Source organism: Hanstruepera flava (assembly GCF_023634025.1).
GTDB lineage: Bacteria > Bacteroidota > Bacteroidia > Flavobacteriales > Flavobacteriaceae > Hanstruepera > Hanstruepera flava.
Window position 1 is genome coordinate 1,399,266 of sequence record NZ_JALJCW010000001.1, and the last position, 26,374, is coordinate 1,425,639.

Below are 26,374 nucleotides of genomic sequence, written 5' to 3' on the forward strand. Positions count from 1 at the left end.
AGATGGCAAAGTATAAAAAAGAATCTCACGCAAGAAGCTTGATAAAAGGTGTTTCTTGGAGAATAGTAGCGACAACAGATACTATTTTAGTGGTTCTTTTAGTAACCTGTATTACAGGAAACTGTAGTATTGATCATGCTATTAAAATTGGAGCTGCAGAATTTTTAATTAAATTTTTGGTTTATTACGTCCATGAACGTATTTGGCAATTTGTGCGGAATGGTAGAGTAACTTCAAGAAAAACATTATTTAAAACTATATCTTGGAGAGTAGTTGCAACAACTATGACATTCATAATATCAGGTGCAATATTAAATGCTTATGATGAAATTGCCTTATATATAGCTGTTACAGAATTGTTTACGAAGTTTGTATTATACTATTTTCATGAACGAATGTGGCTTAAATTACCATTAGGCAAAATTCGTAAAATCTTTAAGAAAAATTAAAAACAATGGGTAAAAATATTGTCCCTCATGATTATCAAATTTCAAGTAAAGAACGCAAAAAGCTCAAAGGACATAATGCGTTTTTATTGTGGTTTACAGGACTTTCAGGATCTGGAAAATCTACAATAGCCAATGTTGTTGAACAAAAATTATATAATTTAGGAATTCACACCTATACTTTAGATGGCGATAATATTAGAACAGGTATTAATAAAGACCTATCCTTCTCTCCAATAGATAGAACTGAAAACATTAGAAGAATTGCCGAAGTAGCCAGTTTAATGATTGATGCAGGAGTCGTTACTTTAGCTGCATTTGTGTCACCATATAAAAAAGACAGGGAGAACATTAAAACTATCGTTAAAGATGTTAACTTTGTCGAGATTTACATCAACACGAGCATTGAAGAATGCGAACGTCGTGATGTAAAAGGGCTTTATAAAAAAGCTAGATTAGGAGAAATAGAAAACATGACAGGGATTTCTGCGCCTTATGAAGCACCAGTACACCCAGACATAGAAATAAAAACGGAAGAAACAACAGTTGATGAAGCAGCTGAAAAAATATTAAAGTTCATTCAAAAAAAACTTAAGTATAAGATTAATGAAACATAGTTTAACGTATTTTTTTTTAATACTAATTATCTTTTCTTGTAAAAATGAAGAGAAAACACAAAACATAGGGGTTCAAGAAACTAAACCCAGTAAAGAATTAGAGGTAAACAACTTTGAAAAATCGTTATTAAGCCTAAAAGACGTTAATGTTAAATTTAATGACTCATTTAAAATAAAAAGATTTGGCGCTAAAAAAAAGAACGATAGTGTTTATGCTCTAATATTAAGGTTAGATGAAAATGTTACTGAAGAACAAGTTAAAAAATATAGTATAGGTTTAAGATCATATAGTTTTGAATTAAATGATAGTGTAAATTCTTTAAAAAGAGATTTTTCACCTAAAATCACAAAAAAGCAAGGGGCAAAATATATTATACTAAATCAAAAGATTAATGGTATTAGATATTTTGATAGTATTGAAGCATACATTTACAAAAGAAGGGATTGGAAAGCTTCAGGGAGATTAGGTACTATAATTATTAAGGATATACTATTAGAAGAAAAAGACAAATAATGAGCAAGTATTATTTAAATTATTTAGATGAATTAGAAAGTGAGGCTATTTTTGTTTTACGTGAAGTTTGGGCTCAATTTGATAACCCAGTGATTTTATTTTCAGGAGGAAAAGATTCTATCCTAGTAACACATTTAGCAAAAAAGGCATTCTATCCTGCCAAAATACCTTTTCCATTAATGCATGTTGACACTGGTCACAACTTTCCTGAAACGATTGAGTTTAGAGATAATATTATTAATGAATTGGGCGCTCAACTTATTGTTGGTTCTGTACAAGAATCTATTGACGAAGGACGTGTTGCTGAAGAAAAAGGAAAAAACGCAACACGTAATGCACTTCAAATTACGACACTTCTTGATGCTATTGAGGCAAATAAGATTGATTGTGCTATTGGCGGTGGACGTCGTGATGAAGAAAAAGCAAGAGCTAAAGAGCGTTTCTTCTCTCATAGAGATGATTTTGGACAATGGGATCCTAAAAACCAACGACCAGAACTGTGGAATATATTCAACGGAAAGCATTTTGAAGGAGAGCACTTTAGAGCTTTCCCTATAAGTAACTGGACAGAAATGGATGTTTGGAACTACATAAAACGCGAGAATATTGCCATTCCATCGTTATATTTTGCCCATGAGCGAGAAGTGGTTTGGAGACAAGACTCATGGATTCCAAATTCTGAATTTTTAGTATTAGAAGACCATGAAGAAGTGGTGACTAAAAAAATACGCTTTAGAACTTTAGGTGATATTACTATTACAGGCGGTGTAGAATCTGATGCTGATTCATTAGAGAAAATTGCTGCTGAAGTTGCTGGTATGAGAAATACCGAGCGTGGAAACAGAAGTGACGATAAGCGTTCAGAGTCTGCAATGGAAGACCGAAAGCGTCAAGGGTATTTTTAAGGCAATGAGAATAGCATTATTAAAAATATTATTATTTTCCTTTGTTTTTTTTGTCGTTGCGTTTTTTGTTAATGATATTTTTATAAATAAAAAAATATATTGGTTTAAAAGTGAAGAGTACAAATCTTCTTTCAGTAAGTCTAACCAAATTGATGTGGCGTTTTTTGGATCCTCACATGCTTTATGTAGTTATGATCCGAGAGTGATTGAAAATGAAATTAAGAATAGTGCTTTTAATTTTGGCTATGCCAACCAACGATTAGTTACTGCAATTCCATTAATAAAAACTACCGTAAAAAATTATGGTATTAATCTAGCAGTTATAGATGTTTTTCAAGCAAGTATGGAGCAACCCCCATATAATGATAATGTAAATGCATTTCAACTTAAAACATTTGATTATATGCCTTTATCTCTAAAGAAAATAGTACAACTGAAAAATATTTACGGACCAGAAGGTGCTTTGTACAATACTCCTTTACTTCGTGAACATGCGTTATGGGATGAAAAATTATTTCAAGATTATTTTAAACTAGCTGAAGACAAAGATTACTATAAAGGGTTTTATACTAATACCTCATTTAACGCGAGGTTTTGGAAAAAAATAACTAAAAATACAAAGTTAAATAACAACCCTAAAACATTAGATACAATTCAATTAAGTGATTCAAATAAAGCATTAATTAAAGACTTGTTGGGGTTCTTTAGGGAAAACCAAACGCAAGTTATTTTTGTTAATGCTGCTGTTTTTAAAGGCTATGAATCAAATGAATTTTACACATATAATAATTTGTTAGAGACTTTTTTAAAGTCTTTAGGTATTACTTATATCAATTTAAATGCGCATTATGACGAAATCGGATTAACAAAAAAAGATTTTAGGGATTTCAGCCACCTAAACAGTAGTGGCGCATTGAAAGTCACAAAATTTTTAACGAATTTCATTAAAAGTGAGTTTTCAATTCCCTCAAACACAAAAATTAATTTTAATCAAAACAGATATTTTCACATTGATAAAAGTTTTGAATATGGATTACATTATTTTAAAGCTAGCAAAAAATTACAACAGAAAATCGAAATAAAAAGTGTTGGCATATATAAAATCAATAATCAATATCTTGAGTTAGTTGTTGAAAAAGGTAAAGAAATTTCTAAAAATCTTAAAGTAAAAATTACTTACAAAACAGGAGCTTATACAGACAAATATTCTATTAGGGCTTTACCAGTTAAACTCAATAATAATAAGTATTTGAGCAATTTTAAATTAGATGATAGTATTGAATATGGAGGAAAACAATATTTTATAGTTAGAGTCCCTATTCCAATGGGAGAAGTATATGACTTTAATGTTTTTATAAAAAATAAAAAAAACAATAATGTCAAAATTATTAAAATAGACACATTAAGACTAGAACATGTTAGATAACAATCAATTATTACGATTTACAACCGCAGGAAGTGTAGATGATGGAAAAAGTACATTAATAGGGCGTTTGCTATACGATTCTAAATCTATATTTGAAGACCAACTTGAAGCTATTGAAAACACAAGTAAGAAAAAAGGTCATGATGGTGTAGATTTAGCGCTATTTACAGACGGTTTAAGAGACGAAAGAGAGCAAGGTATTACCATTGATGTTGCATACAGATATTTTACTACACCAAAGCGTAAATTTATTATTGCTGATACACCAGGACATATTCAATATACACGAAATATGGTTACAGGAGCATCAACAGCAAATGTGGCCACCATATTAATTGATGCCCGTCATGGTGTTATTGAACAAACAAAAAGACATGCGTTTATAGCATCGCTATTACAAATACCTCATATTATTGTTTGTGTAAACAAAATGGATTTGGTTGATTTTTCTGAAGATGTTTTTAACAATATTGTTTCAGAGTTTGAAGAGGTTTCTTCTAAAATGCTTGTTAAAGACGTTCGTTTTATACCAATGTCAGCGCTTTTAGGCGATAATGTGGTAAACAAATCAGAAAACATGCCTTGGTATCAAGGCGCACCAATGCTACATACTTTAGAAACTATGCATATTAGTAGTGATATTAATAAAGTAGATGCCCGTTTTCCAGTACAAACGGTGATAAGACCACAACGCGAAGGCTTTATAGATTATCGTGGTTATGCTGGTCGCATGGCTAGTGGCATTTTAAGAAAAGGAGACGAGGTTACAGTAATGCCATCTGGATTTACATCTAAAATACAAAGTATAACCCTTCACGATAAAGAATTAGACGAAGCTTATGCGCCAATGTCAGTTTCTATTACTTTAGAAGACGATATAGACATTAGTCGTGGTGATATGATTGTACGGTCTAATAATAAACCAGAAGCATCACAAGATATTGAAGTTATGTTGTGTTGGTTAAACAATAGTCCTGCAAGACCACGAGCAAAGTATACTATTAAACATACGTCTAATGATCAAAAGGCAATGATTAAAGAAGTAGTTTACAAGTATGATATAAATACTTTGGAGAGAAATAGTGAAGACAGCGATTTAGCCATGAATGATATTGCTAAAGTTAAAATACGTACCACCAAACCCTTGATGGTTGATTCTTATAGAGATAATAGAACAACAGGGAGTATCATTCTTGTTGACGATGCAACTAATGAGACAGTTGCCGCTGGGATGATTGTATAATACTTAATTTATTTGTATGCTCTTTAACTCTTTAGATTTTGCAATTTTTTTTCCTGTAGTATTTATTTTATACTGGATTGTAGCCCAACATAAAATATCTAGAAACATTTTGCTCTTAGTTGCAAGTTATGTGTTTTACGGTTGGTGGGATTGGCGTTTTTTGTTTTTGATTTTTATAAGCTCATTGGTAGATTTTGTCGTTGGTCAAAAAATCTATAAAACAGAAAACAAAAAGAAAAGAAAAGGATTTTTAATGGTATCCTTATTGGTTAATTTAGGGTTTTTAGTATATTTTAAATATTCCAATTTTTTTATAGAGACCTTTGTGGATACATTTAGGTTATTTGGAAAAGAGCTTGAAGTGTCGACCCTTAATATTATTTTACCAGTAGGTATTAGTTTTTATACCTTCCAAACCTTAAGTTATACCATAGATATTTACAGAAAGCAATTAGAGCCTACAAAGGATGTCTTGTCCTTTTTTACATTTGTTGCTTTTTTTCCGCAATTAGTTGCTGGCCCAATTGAAAGGGCTTCGCACTTGTTGCCACAATTTTATAAAACCTATAAGTTTAATTACAATCAAGTAAAATCCGGACTGTTGTTAATAGCTTTTGGATTGTTTAAGAAAATAGTAGTGGCAGATAGGGTATCGGTTTTGGTCAATCAAGTATACAATGGTCCTGAAGCATATCTAGGTTATGAAATAATATTGGCAACCATTTTATTTGCATTTCAAATTTATTGTGATTTTTCGGGATATTCTGATATAGCTATTGGAGTGGGACGTACCATGGGTTTTGACTTAATGAAAAACTTTAGAAGCCCATACTTATCGAAATCTATTACTGAATTTTGGAGACGATGGCACATTTCTCTTTCTACATGGTTTAGAGACTATGTTTACATTCCATTAGGAGGCAGTAGAGATGGTAAGTATAAAACCTATAGAAACCTTTTTTTGGTATTTTTTGTAAGTGGTCTTTGGCATGGTGCGGCAATGACCTTTATTATTTGGGGTGCCATTCACGGTGTTATTATTGTAGTAGAAAAATCATTCTCAAAACAACGCAGAACCATTGCCAAAGCTTTAGGTTTTGAAATTAACACTGTTTCTAGAAAACTTTTTTATATAATAATTACATTTTCAATAGTATGTATTGCATGGGTGTTTTTTAGAGCCAATACTTTAAGCGATGCTATAACTATAATACAAAATGGTTTTCACCTGAAATGGTCTCAAGTCCTTAATTTTTATGATTTAGGTTTAAATGCGCAGGAGTTTTGGACTGCCTTTTTTGCTATAGTTTTATTAGTTGTTTTTGAATGGACACATCAAAACGTAAGTTTTACAAAGCAACTCGCTGCTCAACCCCTCCTTTTTAGATGGTGTTTTTATTTAATGATTGTTTTTACTTTAATAATTTTCGGGGTGTATGGAGATATGGCACCTAAAGAATTTATTTATTTTCAATTTTAAGCCTCTCTTATATGATTAAATTCTCAATAAAGACTATAATTTTCTCAACTATTGTTTTTTTACTTGTATTATGCTCTGGAAAGTTGTTTTTAAATAAAAGCAATGTACAATCTTTCAGAAGCGAACAATATAAAATGCTAAAAGGAGATTTTGATATAGGCTTTTTTGGATCATCACATGTTTTTTGTTCCTACGACCCTAGAGTTTTTGAAAATGAACTACAATTAAGCGCTTATAATTACGGAGTAGCAGCTCAAAACCTTCATACAACACTAGCAATAGCTAAACAAGAAATAAAAAAGAGAAACCTAAAACTTGGTATAGTTGATATTTTTTGGGAAACATTGCGCGAACCACCGTTTTCAAATCGTATTTCCAGTTTTCAACTTCAATCTATTGATTATATGGATTTTTCTTTTGAAAAAATTCAATTATTTAATAAAATCTTTGGAAGGGATAGTTTATTAAATATATTTCCAACACTTCGAGACCATGCCTTATGGAAAGACAGGGTTTTTCAATCAAATTACTATTTAAAAACTGATATTGACTATTATAAGGGGTTTAAGCCTCCACTATATTTTAATAATAACGTTTGGAAAAATTTGGTAAATGATAAGAAAATTGAAAATAAATCAAATGAAATAGACTCAAAATATCAATTATCACTCGGGGAAAAGCAGATTATTGATGATATAATAGAAACATTTAAAAAGGCAAATGTACCTTTGCTGTTTGTTAGTGCGCCAACACATAAAAAGTATATAAACAACAAAGATTTTAATTATCAAGACTTAATAAAAGTATACTTAAAACAGAAGGGTGCTAATTTTTTGGACCTAAATGATTATTGGGATAGCTTATCACTACATTTATTTGACTTTAAAGATGACACACATCTCAATACAAATGGAGCTTTAAAAGTGTCTCAACATTTAGCAACATATATTAAAAAGAATTATAATATAAGCACCAATAGTTCAATAGACCTCTCTAAAAATAGATATGCGCTTTTAGAAAATCCTAAAAAAAATGGTGCAGTATTATATAAGAAAATAGAAAACCCTAAAATAAATAAGCAAACAGGAGTAGAAAAACTAATACTTTATAAAGATCTTTATGGTAGGCTTGAAATTTTATTAGCAGGAGACTCTTTAAAAGATATTTCTATTGAAGTTGCTTATGATGTAGCTACAAACAAGAAACGACAACTCGGTAAAGACATACAAAGGAAAATTAAAAAAGATAGATTTTCTGTGAAAGAAAAGTTGGAAAATTTAAAAAATGAAGGTCTGTACAGTGGTTATAACTATAAAGGTAGTGAGTTTAAAGTCGTTATTGTTGATTGCCCTTTTTCAGAAGTACGAAATTTGAGCATAGCCATAGGAGACAAAGCACCCAAAGAAATAGTTGTAAGTAAAAAATATTTAAAACTAAAGTAGTTAGTAGAAACCACAAAATATAAGGACATTTATAAAATGAAAATATTAGTAACAGGAGCAGCAGGATTTATTGGATTTCATTTATGTGAGAAATTACTACAAGAAAATCACGAAGTTGTTGGGTTAGATAATATTAACGATTATTATGAAGTGTCATTAAAATATGACCGACTTAAGGAGTTAGGTATTTTACAAACAGATGCTCAACTATTTGATAAGCTCGCAACATCATCACGTTATAAGAACTTTTCATTTTTAAGAATGAATCTTGAAGATCGTGAAAACCTATCTGAACTTTTCGAATCACAAGGCTTTGATGTGGTTTGTAATTTAGCGGCACAGGCTGGTGTTAGATATAGTTTAGAGAATCCGTATACCTATGTTGATAGCAATGTTGTAGGTTTTTTAAACGTTTTAGAATGCTGCAGGCATAATAACATAAAACACTTGTTATACGCGAGTAGTTCAAGTGTTTATGGTGAAAACGAAAAAACTCCATTTTCAGTTTTTGATAATGTGGACTATCCTATAAGTTTATATGCGGCAACAAAAAAAAGTAATGAGCTCATGGCTTATACTTATAGCCATCTTTTTAATATCCCTACAACAGGTTTACGGTTTTTTACTGTTTATGGCCCTTGGGGAAGACCAGACATGGCTTTGTTTTTGTTTACTAGAGCCATAGACAAAGGAGAGCCTATTAAAGTTTTTAATCAAGGAAATATGAGTAGAGATTTTACCTATATTGACGATATTATTAACGGAATAAAAATTGTATTGAACAATCCTCCCGAGTTGAAGGATAAAGAGGATAAGCATGCACCTTATAGGTTATCTAATATAGGTAATGGTAGTCCAGAATCTTTAATGGATTTTATTAATGCTATTGAAAAGGGGTTAGGTAAAAAAGCAAAAAAAGAATTACTACCTATGCAACCAGGTGATGTGCCACAAACTTGGGCAGATATTTCAGAACTTGAAAAATTGGGCTACAAAAGTTCAATTAAAATTAAAGATGGAATTCCAAAATTCATAGAGTGGTACAAATCATATTATAATTAAGCATTTTAAAATCATTTGATGTCAGATAATAAGTTAAGAAACACGGTAAAGAAGTTTCTATTTCCTGTTCAATTTAAATTTAGACAGTTGGTTGGCGGAAATAGAATGAACCCTAGTTTTATTATAGTAGGTGCTCAAAAAGCAGGAACAACGTCATTGTATAAATATTTGACACAACATCCCGAAATTAAACCAACATTACTAAAAGAGGTCCATTATTTTGATTTAAATTACGATAAACCATTATCATGGTATAAGTCTTTTTTTCCATTAGAAAGAAATAACAAAAAAATTACTGGAGAAGCATCACCGTATTATATGTTTCATCCGTTTGCGATAAAAAGAATAGCAGAGTTTAATCCTAATATGAAAATAATTGTATTATTAAGGGATCCGGCGAACAGGGCAATTTCTCATTACTATCACGAAGCTAGAAAAGGTAGAGAAAAGTTAGGAATGAGAGAAGCGTTCGACGCAGAGCAAGAGAGGTTAGAGGGAGAACAGGATAGGTTTAAAATAAATCCCAATTATATTAGTAATAATTATCAAAGGTTTTCTTATAAATCACGTGGTTTGTATGCAAATCAAATAAAAGCTATTAAAGAAAATTTTAAAGAAAGCAATATTTTGATCATTGATAGTAAAGATTTCTTTAAACAAACAAAAAGCACTGTTCAAGAAGTATTAGAGTTTGTAGGTGTGAATAAAAATTTTGATATCAAAACCGAAAAGCGCTTTAATGTTGGAAATAATATTAAAGACCCAAGAGAAGAACAATTATACTCTGAATTAAAAGAGTTTTATAAGGAACATAACGAAACTCTTTATAAAATAATAGGTAGGCGATTTAATTGGAACTAGACTATAAAAAATTTATGTCTAAAGATTTAAAAAAGAAAACATTTACTGGGTTTTTCTGGTTGCTAGCTGGAAGTAGTTCACAAACAGCTTTACAGGTTTTAGTTCTATCGGTTTTAGCTCGACTAGTAGCCCCAGAAGAATTTGGGGTTATTAGCATTGCTATAATATTTCTTGGCTTTTCAAAAATTTTCTCCCAATTAGGAATGGGAGCAGCAATTGTTCAAAGAAAAGCTATTACAACTGAACACATAAGAACAGCTTATACTACATCTTTGATTATTGGTGTTTTTTTTTGTGTATTAGCAATATTTCTTTCTAATAGTTTTGCAATATATTTTAACATGCCGGAGCTTTCAAAAGTTCTAAAGTATATTTCAAGTATATTTATTATAGACAGTTTTATTTCTGTATCCCAATCTTTGCTTCAACGTAATTTAAGAATGAAATTTTTTGCATTATCAGAGCTTATTTCTTATTTAGTAGGTTTCGGGTTTGTTGGGGTGGCACTTGCTTTTTTAGATTATGGTCTTTATGCTCTGGTTTATGCATATATAGTTCAAGCTTTAGTAAGAGCCATTATAGTCTCGTTTTTAGAACCGCATTCAATTATTCCATTTTTTGATAAAAAGAGCTTTAAAGAATTATTTTTCTTTGGTAGCGGGCATACTATCGCCAAAGTTGCAAACTATTTTGCAGGTCAGGGAGATAACTTGGTTATTGGCAAAACGTTATCTGCGGATGCACTAGGTTATTATAGTAGAGCCTATCAACTTATGGTAGCCCCAGTAAGGTTGATTGGCCAATCTTTAAATGTAGTTTTATTCCCGGCACTTTCTTCAATACAAACAGATAAAGAAAAAGTTAAAAGAGCCTATTTTAAGTCAACCCAACTTGTTGCTTACGCTTCATTGTTGTTTTCTGCAATTTTATTTGTTAATGCAAGAGAGATTGTTTTAATCTTATTGGGGAGAAATTGGATCGAAGTAATTGTTCCTTTTCAAATATTAGCAGTTGGTACAATATTTAGAATGAGCTATAAAATAAGTGACTCCTTAATAAAGGCTCTTGGAGATGTTCATAAGCGAGCAATAATCCAAATAATATATGCAACATGTGTTTTTTTGTTTTCTTACATTGGTCATTTTTGGGGTATAGAAGGTGTTGCAATTGGAGTTTTTACGGCCATTTTTTTTAACTTCATTTTTATGACTCATTTAAGCCTATTGCAGTTTAATGAGACTTGGGGCAGATTTATTAAAATTCACATAAAACCATTAATCTTGTCAATTTGTGTTTTTTTATTTGCCTATATCATATTAAGAGTTTTACGATTATTAACATTTAATATTATAATTACTGAATTTTTATATTTGTTATTGGTGTCTTGCTTTTTATTAATTGTAGTTTTGCGTTTTAAAGCGGTTCTTGGAATTTCTGACGAGATAAATATATTAATGAAAAAAATCAGAAAGAGAAAGCAATGAAGCACATATTCATTACAGGGTGCCCCCGGAGCGGAACAACAATGCTTGCAAGCATGTTAGGAAGTGATTCTAACAGCATTGTAACACCTGAATCCGATTTTTTTATCGAATTTATATATAAATATTTAAGTAAACAATCTGATTCTGTTAAGATTTCCAAATATTTGAGGTTTTTAAATCAAAACTATAGGTTTAAGCAGTGGCAAATTGAAACAGAGAAAATTAAAGAACTTCCTGAAGAAGTAAATTTTACTAATTTTAAAACCCTAGTTGAAAACACTGTAAGTTTATTTGCTGAAAAACAATTAAATGACTCTAACAAAGGGCTATTAAGAATAGACCACACGCCAAGCAGTATAAGGTATTTTGATATTTTGGTTGATCAGTTCCCAAAATCGAAGTTCATTTTTATTATAAGAGATCCCAGAGCAGTTTATGCTTCAGTAAAAGATCTAGATTGGGGTGCAAATACAGCATTAAAACTTTGTGAAATTTGGAATGAATACGTAACATACTATTTTTGTTTTGAAAAATTATTTCCAAACAGGATATGTTTGGTAAAATATGAAGATATTTTAACAAGCCCAGAATTACATTTAAAGCGGTTATGTGATTTTATAAATATCCAATATAATGATTCTATGATACATGGTAAAGGTTTTATAATCCCTGGGTATACTGCTTCTCAACACGTTTTGGTTGGAAAAAAATTAGATCAAAATAGGATAGAAAAATGGAAAAACGAACTTTCATTTGAAGATATTTTAATAATTGAATCAAAATGTAAATCTATTATGAAGGTTTTCGATTATAGTATTTCACAAAACACTAACTATCAAATAAGTGCCAAACAAAAAGGAATCATGATATTAAGTGAATTATATTCATACTTAAAGAATAAGTTCAGAAAGAAAAGGAGAGAACAAAAGGCCTAAATAAATGAATAATAAAAAGAGTTATATTCTGCTTTTTTACCTTTTAGCACTAACTTTTGGATGTAAGCCCAAAACCGAGTTGTATTTAGAAAGAGGGCTAGATATTTTAAGTAACAAAGTGAATGTAAATTTTGATTTGTACGATGGAATTATTATTGAAGAAGTTGGTGTTATAAGAGATCAAAAGGAAGGAACAAAGACTTTAGTTTTTAAATTGAATGAAAACACTTCAATGAACGATTTGTTAAGTAAGGATGTCTTTCTTGGTGTAAGGGTATGGATTATAGGAAAGAATGCACAAAAGAGAATTGAAAATTGGGATTTTAAACCCAATCTAATTGAAGTAGAAGGCTATAAATACATATTAAAGCGAATTAATATTAAAGAAGATCAAATAAAGAAAATGAAGGTTTACCTATACCAAGAAAAAAATGGAAGAAAACAAAAAATGGGCTCTCCTTTAATATTAAATAAAGTAAATACTTACAATGACTAATCCAATTCCTAATATTGCTTTAGTAACACCTTTAAAAGATGAATTTAACAATATTGATAAGTTTTTAGATTCTCTTGCCAGTCAAAGCACTCCTATAAAATGTTTAGTAATTGTTGAAAACGACAGTACAGATGGCAGCAAAGAATATTTAGATAAAATATCCTCTATTAAAAATGTAAGTCAATTTAAAGTCATTAATATTAATTTTGAGGACAAAACCTATAGAGTTGGTAAGAAATACGCCACGATTATTGATACTGGATTTCAATACCTAAAAAAACAAGATTTTTATAATTCTTTAGATTATATTGGTATTTTAGATTGTGATGTATTTCCTGAAAAAGAATACTATTACAAAATAACTAATTTTTTAAAAAGTAATCCTAAAATAGGAATATCTAGTGGCCTAACTTATACCGAAGAAGGCCAATTGCATATAGCAGATCCTAATTTCGTAAGAGGGAATAGTAGATTGTGGAAAAAGGATTGTTTAGACCAAGCCGGCTATATAATTGCTTATACGGCAGATACTGTATCTATTGCACTGGCTCATTTAAAAGGTTGGAAAACTGTAACTTTAAAATCTGCTAGAGTTGTATCACGAGAGGTGAATGTTAGAATTGCTAACTCACGAAACAAAGGCTATCATGCTTATTATAGAGGGCATACTTTGTTTTACGTTTTTTTGAAATCAATGTATTTGGTAATGTTTAAATCCAGAGCAAAAATGGGATATGAATTTTTTGTGGGTTATTTAAACGCAATTATCAATCAAAAACCAAGAGTTGAAAACCAAGAAGTAAGGAAATATTTTAGATATTACTTATTTAATAAGCTTACTAATAGATATTAATAGTGAATATTGTTATAATACTACTTTGCTTTATACTCACTGCCTTTTTTCATCAAGGGCTATATGTTTTAATTCCCTTTATATCTCTTTTTTACATATCAACTCAAAAAAAATCTAAATTAACCTTAAACCCTATAAGTAAGATTTATTTGCATGTGGTTTTTGTTGTTCTTGGATTTTTAGTAATACAAACCGCATTATATTTTGACATTAAGATTTTCTCTGTAAAGGGCTGGTTAAGGTTTGTGGCTTATTTCATGTTTGCGGTATTAATTTCTTATATGAAGAAAGAAGATATTAAATATGCATTTATAATTATTATACTATATTTTATCCTAACTATACCATTGGGATTTCATCAGTTTTTAGGTTGGGAAGGCGGCCGAAACCAAAACATTTTTGATCATTCAAATCATTTGGCCTATGTTTTGTCAATGAGTATATATTTTTTGGTTTTTCATAATCCTTTTAAGAACAAAGTTATTAAAATAGTTTGCCTCATTGGACTCTTACTATCTTTAATCTTAACCAAATCGACAGGGGGATTATTGGTGCTGTTAGTTTTGTTGGGATATAACGCTCTGAACTCTAAACGTATATCTTTTTTAAAGAAACTGACCTTTGTAGTATTACTTCTTATGGCAATAATTTTAACTGTAAGTTTTTCAGATAAAATAGCATATCAACTTGATTCCATTGGCTATATTTCATGGGAGTTTTTAAAAGAAAGAATTAACACTTATACGATAGATGGGGTAAATAGAGCAGGAGGGCATGGTTCTTTTGTTTGGCGAATTATATACTGGTCTAAATTAATGGCTACTTTTTTTTCAGAAGCGTTTTTAAAAATAGTTTTTGGTGTAGGTGTAGACCATTTAACAAAGGGCAATATGCCTTATTCATTTATGGACAAGGATCCTCACAATGATTTTGTTAAAGTATTATTAGAATACGGAGTTTTAGGCTTTCTTTTATTTTTGAATTTCTTAAAAAACATTTATAAAGTTATGGGTAAGAATTTAAATATAATTATTTTAATGGCCATACCAATGTTTTTTGGGAATGCGATAGTCAATTTTCCATTTAATATTACATTGATTTTAGTTTTAATGTATGAGTTTAAGAAAAACAATATTAAAATCGACTAATTTTTTTTTAGCCCTATTTATTCTTTTTACTGTCCTTCCAGTAAAGCTCAATTACAGTAGTGGGGTAATTATTATTTTAATAATACTTAGTGTTATCAACCTTCTTTTTTTTGAAAAATTAACCTACAAAAAAAAGAGTTACAATATTTTCATCAGTTCTCTGCCTTTAATTGTCTACGCTATAGGTCTTTTTAATTCTTTAAATTTGGATTATGGCTTAAATTTTTTAGTGAAGAATTTAAGCTTTTTGGCCTTTCCCTTCATTTTTTGGAGCTTAAGCAACCATATTAATAATGAAAAATTATTCAAGGTCTATTTACTTGGGTTAATAGTAGTAAACCTGTATTTGTTTTATCTTTTCTTCTATTACTTTAATTTTGGCACTAATTTTTACATGATAATAACGACCGATATTTATCATTCAACTTACTTAGGTATGTATAATCTGTTAGCATATTGGATTTGCATTTTGGTGTTTTACAAAAAAGACAAAACATTGTTTGGTTTTTTAGCTGTATTTTTTCTAATCTCTGCCATTATAACATCAGCAAGAATTATTTTTGTCTTGTCAATAATTTCAATATGTGTAACGATTTTTATCTTAATAAAATCTAAAATAAAAAGACTAATTATATTATCTATAGTTTCTTCAATTGGAGTTTTATTTGCAATTACCGTTCCTTCTATAAATCAAAAATTCAATCAATTGACCGAAATTGAAAAGTTTGGTTTTGACAAGAACAACTACCAAAGTATTTCTTCAAGGTTCGGAAAAATTGAAGCTTCATTAAAGGTTATAAATGATAATCTATGGTTTGGTACAGGTACAGGAGATTTGATAGATGAACTTGTAAAAGAATATGAAAACATGGACTTTGTTATGGGGTATAAATACAGATACAACCCTCACAACCAATACTTAGATAATATTGCTAGAAATGGATTGATAGGAGGCTGCTTATGCTTAACAACTATTTTTTTATGGCCATTTATAGTTGCATTACGAAAAAAAAATCCAACTTTACTAGCCTTTACGCTCGTTATATCTGGGGTATGCTTAACCGAATCTATTTTAAACGTACATAAAGGGATAACGTTTTATACTTTTTTCGCAACTTTTTTAATTAATAATACAATCTATAAGAAAGACAGATTGCTTCTAAATAATAATGAATAAACACAACTTTCTCAATACATATATAGACAACTTGAGTATGCAAGAAACACTTGTCAAAGTGCAACAAGCAATTGTAAATAAGCAACAAATTCATCATGTTGTTGTTAATGCAGGCAAAATTGTTGCTATGCAAGACGACTTGCAACTTCGAAATAGTGTTAACGAATCTGATTTGATTAATGCAGATGGTCAAGCAGTAGTATGGGCATCAAAGATTTTGGGGAAGCCGCTAAAAGAAAGAGTTTCTGGAATTGATTTAATGATAAATCTAGTAAAAATAGCTCATGAAAAAAAATATAAAATATTCTTTTTTGGGGCTAAAGAAGAAGTTGTAAAAGAAGTTGTTGATACTTATAGCAAAAAGTATTCTGATGAAATTATTGCAGGGTATAGAAATGGGTATTTCAAGAAGGAAGATGAAAAAGAAATAGCAAAACAAATATCGGATAGCGGTGCCAATATGCTGTTTGTCGCTATTAGCTCTCCGATTAAAGAGAACTTCTTATTTGATAATAGAGAATTGCTTAAAAATGTTAATTTTATCATGGGAGTTGGCGGTAGTTTTGATGTTGTTGCTGGAAAAGTAAAAAGAGCACCTTTATGGATGCAAAAATCAGGATTGGAATGGTTCTATAGACTTATACAAGAGCCTGAGCGTATGTGGAAACGTTATTTAGTAGGAAACACGAAGTTTATCTTGCTGGTTTTTAAAGCCAAGTTCTTTAAAAATAAAATTGCAAAATGATTTTAAAAAACAACAGTATTCTATCTGCAATTCAGATAGCTAAATAAATTTACTTCCCTATTTTTGTCACAATTAAAAACAAATAAATGAACATATCAGTAATAGGAACAGGTTATGTAGGTCTAGTTACAGGAACTTGCTTAGCAGAAACAGGAAACAATGTTTTATGTATAGATATAGATAAAGGTAAAGTGGAAAAAATGCAACAGGGCATTGTTCCAATTTATGAACCTCACCTCGATATCCTTTTTGAAAGAAATATAAAGGCAGGACGCTTAAAATTTTCAACATCGCTTGAAGAAGGGCTAAACCATGGTGATATTATATTTCTTGCCTTACCTACACCAGAAGACGAGGACGGCTCTGCAGATCTATCTTATGTTTTAGGAGCCGCTAAAGATATAGGACGACTAATAACTGACTACAAAGTTATTGTAGATAAAAGTACAGTTCCAGTTGGCACAGCAGATTTGGTAAAAAGTGCAATCTCTAAAGAAACATCGGTCGATTTTGACGTGGTATCAAACCCAGAGTTTTTACGCGAAGGTTTTGCGGTAGATGATTTTCTAAAACCAGAACGTATTGTAATTGGTTCTAGTTCAGATAAAGCTACAAGCTTAATGGAAAAGCTTTATAAGCCTTTTGTTCGATCTGGAAATCCAATTATTGTAATGGATGAAAAATCTGCAGAATTAACAAAGTATGCTGCCAATTCTTTTCTGGCGACAAAAATTACATTCATGAACGAAATAGCGAATTTTTGCGAAAAAGTAGGGGCAGATGTAGATAAAGTGCGTGTTGGTATGGGAACAGATTCTCGTATAGGAAAACGTTTTTTGTTTCCAGGAATAGGTTATGGAGGTTCATGCTTTCCTAAAGATGTAAAAGCATTGTATAAATCTGGGCAAGAAAACAACTATGATTTTTCAATTTTAGACGCCGTAATTGAAGTTAATAATTCCCAAAAGAAAGTTTTAATTCCAAGAATAGAAAAGTACTTTAATAATGACTTAAAAAATATAAAAATTGCAATTTGGGGGCTAGCTTTTAAGCCTGAAACAGATGATATTAGAGAGGCACCCGCGCTTTACATAATAGAAGAATTATTAGATAAAGGAGCTCAAATAACAGTGTTTGACCCAGAAGCGGCGAACAATGTTAAAAGAAAATTTGGAGACAAAATACAGTTTGCTACAAACATGTATGACGCCCTTGATAATGCAGAAGCTTTGATTATATGTACCGAATGGAGTATATTTAGAACACCAAACTTTATGGAGTTAAAATCTAGAATGTTAAATCCAGTTATTTTTGATGGAAGGAATTTGTATGATATAAATGAAATGAAAAACGAAGGATTTTATTACAGCTCAATTGGGCGTCAAACGGTTAGTTAATGAAAAGAATTTTAATAACAGGTGCAGCAGGATTTTTAGGCTCTCATTTATGTGACCGTTTCATTGACGAAGGCTTTTTTGTTATTGGGATGGATAATTTCATTACCGGAGATAAAAAAAACATAAATCATCTGTTAAATAATAATCATTTTCAATTTGTAGAACACGATGTAACAGAATTTGTAAGTATTGATGATGATCTTGATTATATTCTGCATTTTGCTTCGCCTGCAAGCCCAATAGATTATTTAAAAATCCCTATTCAAACATTAAAAGTTGGGTCTTTAGGAACCCATAACTTATTAGGCCTTGCCAAAGCCAAAAAAGCTAGAATTTTAATAGCATCGACATCTGAAGTGTATGGCGATCCATTAGTTCATCCACAAACAGAAGAGTATTATGGTAATGTAAATACTATAGGACCCAGAGGGGTTTACGATGAGGCGAAACGTTTTCAAGAGTCGATAACCATGGCATATCATAGGTTTCATGGTTTAGAAACTAGAATAGTTAGAATTTTTAATACTTATGGACCAAGAATGAGGCTTAATGACGGAAGGGTTATTCCTGCTTTTATGGGTCAAGCATTAAGAGGAGAAGACTTGACAGTCTTTGGAGATGGTTCTCAAACACGATCGTTTTGTTTTGTGGATGATCAAGTTGAAGGGATTTTTAGATTACTTTTTAGTGATTACTCATATCCAGTTAATATAGGAAATCCTCATGAAATTTCAATTAAAGATTTTGCAGAAGAAATTATAAAATTAACAGGAACCAAACAGCAAATAATTTATAAAGAACTACCTGTTGATGATCCTTTACAACGTCAACCAGATATATCTCTAGCTAAAAAACTATTAGGTTGGACCCCTAAAATTGGAAGAGCAGAAGGTATGCAAAGAACATTTGAGTATTTTAAAAAGTTATCACCTGAAGAGCTTAACAAGAGAGAGCATAAAGATTTTTCAAAGCATATAAAAAACTGATGAGTCAAATAAGGCATGGTAGATATTCAATTTATATTCGCCCTATTTCTTATACAATAGATTTAGGTATTATAAATGGTTTGGCTATTTTTTGGTTTTTCGATTTTATTAACCCTTTTAAGTTTTGTTTGATTATATCGGTATCTTGGGTTTTGCTTTCATTGTATTCAAAATTTTATGAAGTTTATCGCTATACTAGAGAAATAACAATCTTGTCTTTAATTCTAAGGCAAATGGTTTTGTTTGCAATGATTATGTTAGCTTATTCGGGTTTTTATTATGAGCTTAACATTCAGCCCAAAACGATTTTAAAATATGTGGCTTATTCGTTTTTATTAATTGGGTTATTTAAGTTTGCTTTTTATTACCTTTTACAAAAGTATAGGACTGCATTTGGAGGAAACTATAGAACAACAGCCATAATAGGAAGAAATAAACAGACAATTGCATTAGAAACCTTTTTTAATGAAAATCCAGAATATGGATATACGCATAAGAAAACCTTTAATGTTAGAGACAAAGATAATTTTAATTTAGATAGATGTTTTCAGTTCATGGGCGAACAATCAATAGACGAAATTTATTGTTCAATTTCCGAACTCACTAATCAACAAATGACTAGAATTATTCACTTTGCTGATAATAATTTAAAAATATTAAAATTTTTACCAGATAATAAGGAGATCTATTCTAAAAAACTCAAGTATGAGTATTACGATTACATACCAATACTTTCTTTAAGAGACATCCCTTTAGACGATTCGGTAAATCAATTTTTAAAACGGGCATTTGATATTATTTTCTCCTCATTCGTTATAATTTTTATTTTATCCTGGCTTACTCCAATTATTGCAATTTTAATTAAGCTAGAATCAAAAGGGCCAGTATTCTTTAAGCAATCTAGAAATGGATTTAATTATAAAGAATTTGACTGTTATAAATTTCGCTCAATGACCCCTAATAAGGATGCGCACATTTATCAAGCAACTCGAGGAGACCAACGTGTTACAAAAATAGGCAAGTTTATAAGAAAGACTAGTATAGATGAATTACCGCAATTCTTCAATGTGTTGTTTGGAGATATGTCTGTAGTAGGCCCAAGACCTCATATGGTAAGTCATACCAATATGTATGCTAAAAAAATAGACAAATTTATGGTTCGACATTTTGTTAAACCAGGTATTACTGGTTTAGCGCAAATAAGTGGTTTTAGAGGAGAGGTTGAAACGGATAAGGATATAATTGGCCGTGTGAAGTATGATATTTTTTATATAGAAAACTGGTCGTTGTTACTAGACTTGAAAATTATAACCAAAACTTTTTTTAATGCTGTAAAGGGAGAAGATAAAGCCTATTAAAGTTTTTTTGATAGTTCTTCGAGTTGTACATTAAAATCAAAAACCTTAATGGCTGATTTCCTGATTTTGTCCTTTATTTTCAGGTCTGCCACCTTAATTGAAGAGATTACTTTATTTAAGTGCTCATAATTTCCAGATTCAGCAATCCAACCCAAAGCATGCTCTTTAATAATGCTTTCGCCTTCACCACCTCCAAAGTAAAGAACAGGAAGCCCTAATCTTGCGTATTCAAATATTTTTGAAGGTACTGAACCATAAATTCGATTGAGCAACGGAATAATAGCTAAATCATAATTTATGAGTTTAGAATGTAATTCATTTCTTGAAACTTCACCATGATAAAAAATCGGTAAATCATTATTTTTTTGAATAAAGTTTTCAATTAATTTTTGTTCAGAACCTGCACCATAAATATGAAATTCAATATTATTGTACTCCAATTCGTTACAGAGCTTATAAATGCCTTGCGCCACACCTAACAAACCAGCGTAAACCAATTTAAGTTTACCTTCACAAGGTTCATGAAGTGTGTATGTGGGAGGTTCAAAATCAGGGTAATTTCTATAAAGGAAGGTTTGTTTATTGGGCAACTTATTTTTTATATGAGATAATATTTCCTCACTTTGTCCTAGAATTAAATCGGCTCTCCTATAATTGAAAAATTCAATTTTCTCTAAAAATGTATAACTAAAGTTCTTTTTAAATACGCCTAGTTCTAAACCAGCCAGTGGCCATAAATCACTGACATTTAAAATTATTTTGCGTTTTTTTTTTCTTAGAAATAGCATACATGTAAAAGCTACAAGCAAAGGAGGAGATTGTATAATTACTGTTTTAGGTATTTTATTCCAGACAAAGTACCAAGCTAAGCTAAAACTGTAAGATAACATTGCAATCAAACGCATAAGCTTGTTTTTTGAATTGCTTGCATATATCCATAGTCTATTAACATTTATTTGGTTTTCCTTGCTAAAAACATGAAACTTGCCTCTGTAGGTATTAAAAATCTTTCCAGTGGGATAATTCGGCAAAGGCGTCAAGACCGAAACTTTATAATTTCTTTTTTGTAATCCCGAAGCCAAATGAAACATACGATTAGATGCGGCCCCAGTTTCCGGCGGGAAGTAGTTAGTAACGATTAATACTTCTTTCATCTATTTTGGCTTCAAATTAGACTCTATTATTTGAGGTTTTCCTGATTTTGTGGGCTTTATTTTTAAAACTTTTTTAAAGTTGATATTTAAACAATTATGAGTTAACGTATTTAGTTTGTTTTTGACATCGATAAGGACAGAATCATCAAAACTATATTTTTCATCAACAATATACTCAATAATGATGCTTTCTAAATTATTCTGAATTATTTTATATTGTTTTATGGACTGATAATACTCTAATACACCAGTAAAACTGTGTACGTTAAGTGTAATGCCTTTATTGGTTTTAACAATATCGGTCTCTCTACCAATTACTTTTTGCAATAATGGGTAGTTTAAAGTTCTATTTTTTGGGTAATTTTCTTTTGGAAGCTTAATGGCTAAATCACCTAGTTTATAGCGAATTAACGGCATGGCTTTATTGGTTAGACAAGTAACCAAAACATGGCCCATGTCGCCATCCTTAACAGGATTACCAAGGTCATCAACAATTTCCAGATAAACATGAGGAGACATAATGGAATAATAATCTAGCTCATGCTTACAAGCCATTAATAATCCTTCAGCACAGCCATATGTGTCCACTAAAGAAATATTGTTGCTAAACGCAGTGTGAATATTACCCCTGTAGGATTCAAACAGTTTATCACCAAAACATATAACTCCCGAAATGTCAGGTTTTATGTTTTCTTGAATAGCAACTTTAGATAACTGATTAATAACCGAAGGATATCCAGCAATAAACAGCCGCTTTTTTTTTGATATTTTTACAAGTGTTTCCTTCAATTCAGATTCTGATAATCCAAACGCCTTAACATAAGTACATTTATAAAAAACATCTTTTAACTTTTTTAAAAAAGAACGTTTTTGAGAAATTCCAAATTGCAGTAAGTTGTCTCCTATATTATAACCACTCCATTGCCACCAATGCGTCTGCAACGCTCGCAAAAAAAACGTATGGTCTTTGGTCATAAAAGTAAACGACTGAATACCCGAACTCCCACTACTATAATGTTTATCTAAATTTTCAATTTTGTAGTCATCGGAAATGAGTTCATTGTATGAGTCTCTTAAAATAGATTTGGTAAGAATGGGAAATTCGCTTAAATCGGTTGCATTACTTTGTTTATAATAAGGGACATGGTTTTTCGCATAATCTAAAATAGCGCTTAAGTTTTCCTTTTGGATTGATAACAATTCCGATTCCGATTTATGGTCATATTCACGCCATGTCTTTAAGTGCTTTAAATAGGTGCCTCCAAAAACCACATCACCAATGGGTAAGATAAGATGTTTTAGTAAAGCGTTATAAAAAGGCATAAAATCTTTTTCCAAAACTAATTATTTTTTCAGCGTAAAAGCAATTATTTTTGCACCAAACAAAACGCAACATGAATATTTTAATACTAGGATCAGGAGGAAGAGAGCATACATTTGCTTGGAAAATAGCACAAAGTGCATTATGTGATAAACTTTATGTGGCGCCTGGTAATTCAGGAACAGCAGAAATAGCGGAAAATATAAATGTTTCAGTAACAGATTTTCCTGCAATTAAAACCCTTGTTTTAAACAAGCAAGTAGATATGGTTGTAGTTGGCCCAGAAGATCCTTTGGTTCAGGGCATCCATGACTTCTTTTTAAACGATTCTGAATTAAAGCACGTTGCAGTTATAGGCCCTGAAAAAGCAGCTGCAGAATTGGAAGGTAGCAAGGAATTTGCAAAAGAATTTATGATGCGCCACAATATTCCTACCGCAGCATATCAAAGTTTTAATGCTAATAATGTTGAAGAAGGCTGTGCCTTTTTAGAAACGTTAAAACCTCCTTACGTATTAAAGGCAGATGGTTTAGCAGCTGGTAAAGGTGTGTTAATTCTCAACAATTTAGATGAAGCTAAAACCGAATTAAAAAACATGTTGGTTGATGCCAAATTTGGAAATGCAAGTTCTAAAGTTGTCATTGAAGAGTTTTTAGATGGTATTGAGTTAAGTTGTTTTGTTTTAACTGATGGTAAAAACTATAAAATTCTTCCAACTGCAAAAGACTATAAGCGCATTGGCGAAGGCGATACAGGTTTAAACACTGGAGGTATGGGAGCGGTTTCTCCAGTACCGTTTGCTACATCAAATTTTTTAAATAAAATTGAAGAACAAATTGTTAAGCCAACTATAACGGGTTTACAAAAAGACAACTTACCCTATAAAGGGTTTGTGTTTATTGGCTTGATAAAAGTTGGCGATGACCCAAAGGTTATTGAATATAATGTTAGAATGGGAGATCCTGAAACCGAAGTTGTTTTGCCAAGATTAAAAAACGATTTAGTTGAGATTTTTCAAGCTATCTCCAATCAAACACTAGACAGCATTAGTATTGAAATTGATGAACGCGCAGCAACTACTGTTATGTTAGTTTCTGGTGGTTATCCTGAAGGCTATCAAAAAGGAAAAGAAGTTTTAGGTTTAGAGAATATTGAAGGCTCTATTCCGTTTCATGCTGGAGCAATACTTAAAGAAGGAAAAATTGTAACATCAGGAGGTCGTGTTATGGCTATAACAAGTTATGGTAAAACCTACGATGAGGCCATAAAAAAATCTTATCAAAATATAGAAAAACTACATTTTGATAAGATGTATTATCGTAGAGATATAGGTTTTGATTTATAGATAAGAGTGTGATGTAATGCTCTTATCTTCTTCGTTGTTATCGTTAAACGACTTTAGTTGTAACATCCAATAAACAAAGGCAACAAAACCTATAATTATAAATAACCAGCTAACAAAATTTGCGGCGAACCAATTGTCTAATTCCAGTGTTCTTAAGGCATCAAAAGGGGCAAATAAAACATCAACAAATAAATCTTGTATAGCGTAAAAAAAGTCTTTCATTGTATTTCAATTTATGGCTTTATTGAGTATAAAGCGTATAATTAACTATCTAATGTTGGGCAAAATTACATTTTTTTAGAATTAAATTTTAATAAATTGAGAAGAATATTAGTAATTTACCCTTGCTAATTCTAGTTCTAATTTCAGAAATCTGTCAAATTATATGATTGCAAAGTTTTTTAGTAAATCTAACCCTATACATTTTGTAATCATTGCTGTGGTACTTTTTTTAGTTTTTTCGACTATTAAAATCCATTATGGAGAAGGCATTGCTATTGATATTTGGTATATTTTAAAACAGATTGCTCTTTTAGGCATTGTCTTGTTTTCTGTTTTTATATTAGACTTTTTGGTCTCTAAAAATAAGCTTACAAAAAAGAACAGTTATCAGATTCTGTTTTTTGCACTATTCTGCATGTTAATTCCTCAAGTTTTTTTAAAATCTAATTTGTTGCTTGCAAACTTATTAGTGCTTTTTGCCTTAAGGCGTATTATTAGCTTACGATCAAAAAAACATCAAAAAAAGAAAATTCTTGATGCTGCTATTTGGATCAGCCTTGCAACATTGCTCTATTTCTGGAGCGGGCTGTTTTTTGTTTTAATTTTTGCTGCTTTGTTTCTTTATAAAATTTCTGATATTAAAAATTGGTTCATCCCACTTATTGGAATACTATTAGTGGCTGTTATAACTTACGCATCGTTAATTGTATTAAACATCAGCCTGACAGATTATACTTTGCGGTTTAATACGTATATAAGTTTCGATTTCAGTAGTCTTAATCAAAGAAACATTATTATTGGAGCTACTATTTTGTTTAGCTATTTTTTATGGTCTTTATTCTATTACTTGAACAACCTAAAAAACAAATCTAAAAGCTATAGGCCATCATATTTACTTGTTTTATTTGCTGCGCTTATAGCGTTTGTAATTGTTATTATTGCGCCAAACAAATCGGGTTCAGAGTTCATTTTTGTTTTGGCACCATTGGCTATTATAGTTACAAATTATGTAGAACTTATTTCAGAGAAGTGGTTTAAGGAAGTATTAATTTGGATATTAATTGTAGCTTCTTTGGCTAATTTAATTTTGTAATTTCTCACCAAAAGCTAAATCGCCAGCATCACCTAAACCAGGGACAATATAGCCTTTTTCATTCAGCTTTTCATCAACTGTAGCAATCCACAAATGCGTTTCAGAATCAAAATGTTTTGATACATAACCAACGCCTTCTTGAGCTCCAATAACGCTAACTAAATGCAAAGATTTTGGTGTTCCAAATGGTTTTAAAGCCTCAAAGGTTGCTACCATAGATTGTCCTGTGGCCAACATAGGATCAGCCAAAATTAATGTTTTACCTTCCAAGGTTGGACAAGCCAAATATTCTACAATTATTTCAAAACTTTCAGGATTGTGTTTATGATGTCTATAAGCCGAAATAAAAGCATTTTCAGAGGTGTCAAAATAATTTAACAAACCGTTATGCAAGGGAACGCCAGCTCGTAAAATGGAACATAAAACAATATCATCTGAAATTAACGACGTGCTCACTTCACCCAAAGGTGTTTTTGTCGAAGTGCTCTTATATTGAAGCGATTGACTTAATTCATAGCCTAAAATTTCACCAGTACGCTCTATATTACGCCTAAAACGCATGGCGTCTTTTTGTATATCCACATCGCGCATTTCTGCTATAAAGGTATTGAGTATAGAATTTTTAAGAGATAAATTATGAATATGCATGGTTGCTTTTGATGTT

General features: G+C 30.9%; 26 protein-coding genes. 22 read left to right on the forward strand and 4 right to left on the reverse strand.

Features of this window, described 5'->3' with window-relative positions:
* Window positions 1-2: 2 nt before the first annotated feature.
* The 20 genes from MTX13_RS06540 to MTX13_RS06635 all read left to right on the forward strand — a co-directional run bounded on the left by MTX13_RS06540 (window position 3) and on the right by MTX13_RS06635 (window position 20,575).
* The gene (locus MTX13_RS06540) at window positions 3-449 is read left to right on the forward strand and encodes a DUF2061 domain-containing protein (RefSeq protein WP_250433621.1); all 447 of its coding nucleotides are present in this window, start codon (window positions 3-5) and stop codon (window positions 447-449) included.
* 5 nt (window positions 450-454) lie between these two features.
* The gene (gene cysC / locus MTX13_RS06545) at window positions 455-1,063 is read left to right on the forward strand and encodes an adenylyl-sulfate kinase (protein ID WP_250433622.1); all 609 of its coding nucleotides are present in this window, start codon (window positions 455-457) and stop codon (window positions 1,061-1,063) included.
* Window positions 1,053-1,577: a hypothetical protein gene (locus tag MTX13_RS06550; protein ID WP_250433624.1), complete on the forward strand. Its 525-nt coding sequence runs from the start codon at window positions 1,053-1,055 to the stop codon at window positions 1,575-1,577. Before cysC ends, MTX13_RS06550 begins: the two co-directional genes overlap by 11 nt.
* On the forward strand, window positions 1,577-2,482 hold the full coding sequence (gene cysD, locus MTX13_RS06555) for a sulfate adenylyltransferase subunit CysD (RefSeq protein ID WP_250433625.1): 906 nt from the start codon (window positions 1,577-1,579) through the stop codon (window positions 2,480-2,482). Before MTX13_RS06550 ends, cysD begins: the two co-directional genes overlap by 1 nt.
* The gene (locus tag MTX13_RS06560; protein ID WP_250433628.1) at window positions 2,412-3,908 is read left to right on the forward strand and encodes a hypothetical protein; all 1,497 of its coding nucleotides are present in this window, start codon (window positions 2,412-2,414) and stop codon (window positions 3,906-3,908) included. Before cysD ends, MTX13_RS06560 begins: the two co-directional genes overlap by 71 nt.
* Window positions 3,898-5,151, forward strand: coding sequence for a sulfate adenylyltransferase subunit CysN (gene cysN / locus MTX13_RS06565; protein WP_250433630.1), 1,254 nt, complete (start codon window positions 3,898-3,900; stop codon window positions 5,149-5,151). Before MTX13_RS06560 ends, cysN begins: the two co-directional genes overlap by 11 nt.
* Before the next feature lie 109 nt (window positions 5,152-5,260).
* Window positions 5,261-6,631: an MBOAT family O-acyltransferase gene (locus MTX13_RS06570; RefSeq protein ID WP_250433632.1), complete on the forward strand. Its 1,371-nt coding sequence runs from the start codon at window positions 5,261-5,263 to the stop codon at window positions 6,629-6,631.
* Between the two features lie 11 nt (window positions 6,632-6,642).
* A complete protein-coding gene (locus tag MTX13_RS06575; RefSeq protein ID WP_250433634.1) occupies window positions 6,643-8,073 on the forward strand; it encodes a hypothetical protein in 1,431 nt (476 codons plus the stop codon).
* Window positions 8,074-8,109: 36 nt separating this feature from the next.
* The gene (locus tag MTX13_RS06580; RefSeq protein WP_250433636.1) at window positions 8,110-9,135 is read left to right on the forward strand and encodes an NAD-dependent epimerase; all 1,026 of its coding nucleotides are present in this window, start codon (window positions 8,110-8,112) and stop codon (window positions 9,133-9,135) included.
* An 18-nt stretch (window positions 9,136-9,153) separates the two neighbouring features.
* Entirely contained in the window at window positions 9,154-9,996 is an 843-nt protein-coding gene (locus MTX13_RS06585; protein ID WP_250433638.1) for a sulfotransferase family protein, read from the forward strand.
* A 14-nt stretch (window positions 9,997-10,010) separates the two neighbouring features.
* Entirely contained in the window at window positions 10,011-11,480 is a 1,470-nt protein-coding gene (locus tag MTX13_RS06590; RefSeq protein WP_250433639.1) for a lipopolysaccharide biosynthesis protein, read from the forward strand.
* Window positions 11,477-12,415 (forward strand): sulfotransferase family protein, encoded by a 939-nt coding sequence (locus MTX13_RS06595; protein ID WP_250433640.1) that lies wholly within the window; start codon window positions 11,477-11,479, stop codon window positions 12,413-12,415. Before MTX13_RS06590 ends, MTX13_RS06595 begins: the two co-directional genes overlap by 4 nt.
* 4 nt (window positions 12,416-12,419) lie before the next feature.
* Window positions 12,420-12,911, forward strand: coding sequence for a hypothetical protein (locus MTX13_RS06600; protein ID WP_250433641.1), 492 nt, complete (start codon window positions 12,420-12,422; stop codon window positions 12,909-12,911).
* Window positions 12,904-13,764 (forward strand): glycosyltransferase, encoded by an 861-nt coding sequence (locus MTX13_RS06605; protein ID WP_250433642.1) that lies wholly within the window; start codon window positions 12,904-12,906, stop codon window positions 13,762-13,764. Before MTX13_RS06600 ends, MTX13_RS06605 begins: the two co-directional genes overlap by 8 nt.
* 281 nt (window positions 13,765-14,045) lie before the next feature.
* A complete protein-coding gene (locus MTX13_RS06610; protein ID WP_250433643.1) occupies window positions 14,046-14,912 on the forward strand; it encodes an O-antigen ligase family protein in 867 nt (288 codons plus the stop codon).
* Window positions 14,878-16,089, forward strand: coding sequence for an O-antigen ligase family protein (locus MTX13_RS06615; protein WP_250433644.1), 1,212 nt, complete (start codon window positions 14,878-14,880; stop codon window positions 16,087-16,089). The genes MTX13_RS06610 and MTX13_RS06615 overlap by 35 nt, the downstream gene beginning before the upstream one ends.
* 37 nt (window positions 16,090-16,126) lie before the next feature.
* On the forward strand, window positions 16,127-16,834 hold the full coding sequence (locus MTX13_RS06620) for a WecB/TagA/CpsF family glycosyltransferase (protein ID WP_250433645.1): 708 nt from the start codon (window positions 16,127-16,129) through the stop codon (window positions 16,832-16,834).
* Window positions 16,835-16,920: 86 nt separating this feature from the next.
* Window positions 16,921-18,231 (forward strand): UDP-glucose dehydrogenase family protein, encoded by a 1,311-nt coding sequence (locus MTX13_RS06625; protein WP_250433646.1) that lies wholly within the window; start codon window positions 16,921-16,923, stop codon window positions 18,229-18,231.
* Window positions 18,231-19,217 (forward strand): UDP-glucuronic acid decarboxylase family protein, encoded by a 987-nt coding sequence (locus MTX13_RS06630; RefSeq protein WP_250433647.1) that lies wholly within the window; start codon window positions 18,231-18,233, stop codon window positions 19,215-19,217. The genes MTX13_RS06625 and MTX13_RS06630 overlap by 1 nt, the downstream gene beginning before the upstream one ends.
* Window positions 19,217-20,575 carry an undecaprenyl-phosphate glucose phosphotransferase gene (locus tag MTX13_RS06635; RefSeq protein ID WP_250433649.1) on the forward strand — a complete coding sequence of 453 codons (1,359 nt, stop codon included), beginning with the start codon at window positions 19,217-19,219 and terminating at the stop codon, window positions 20,573-20,575. The genes MTX13_RS06630 and MTX13_RS06635 overlap by 1 nt, the downstream gene beginning before the upstream one ends.
* Here the strand turns inward: MTX13_RS06635 and MTX13_RS06640 are convergent.
* Together MTX13_RS06640 and MTX13_RS06645 are read right to left on the reverse strand one after the other, a co-directional pair.
* Window positions 20,572-21,729, reverse strand: coding sequence for a glycosyltransferase family 4 protein (locus tag MTX13_RS06640; protein WP_250433650.1), 1,158 nt, complete (start codon window positions 21,727-21,729; stop codon window positions 20,572-20,574). The two genes, MTX13_RS06635 and MTX13_RS06640, sit on opposite strands and share 4 nt — an antisense overlap.
* A complete protein-coding gene (locus MTX13_RS06645) occupies window positions 21,730-23,067 on the reverse strand; it encodes a phenylacetate--CoA ligase family protein (protein WP_250433652.1) in 1,338 nt (445 codons plus the stop codon).
* Between the two features lie 56 nt (window positions 23,068-23,123).
* Between MTX13_RS06645 and purD the strand changes: the two genes are divergently transcribed.
* A complete protein-coding gene (gene purD, locus MTX13_RS06650; RefSeq protein WP_250433654.1) occupies window positions 23,124-24,395 on the forward strand; it encodes a phosphoribosylamine--glycine ligase in 1,272 nt (423 codons plus the stop codon).
* On the opposite strand, the gene MTX13_RS06655 is transcribed toward purD, so the two are convergent.
* Window positions 24,390-24,617: a DUF6341 family protein gene (locus MTX13_RS06655; RefSeq protein WP_250433656.1), complete on the reverse strand. Its 228-nt coding sequence runs from the start codon at window positions 24,615-24,617 to the stop codon at window positions 24,390-24,392. The genes purD and MTX13_RS06655 overlap by 6 nt on opposite strands.
* A 163-nt stretch (window positions 24,618-24,780) precedes the next feature.
* Between MTX13_RS06655 and MTX13_RS06660 the strand changes: the two genes are divergently transcribed.
* Window positions 24,781-25,710 carry a DUF6427 family protein gene (locus tag MTX13_RS06660; RefSeq protein WP_250433658.1) on the forward strand — a complete coding sequence of 310 codons (930 nt, stop codon included), beginning with the start codon at window positions 24,781-24,783 and terminating at the stop codon, window positions 25,708-25,710.
* Here MTX13_RS06660 and upp read toward each other — a convergent pair.
* On the reverse strand, window positions 25,699-26,358 hold the full coding sequence (gene upp, locus MTX13_RS06665; RefSeq protein ID WP_250433660.1) for a uracil phosphoribosyltransferase: 660 nt from the start codon (window positions 26,356-26,358) through the stop codon (window positions 25,699-25,701). The genes MTX13_RS06660 and upp overlap by 12 nt on opposite strands.
* Between the last annotated feature and the right edge of the window lie 16 nt (window positions 26,359-26,374).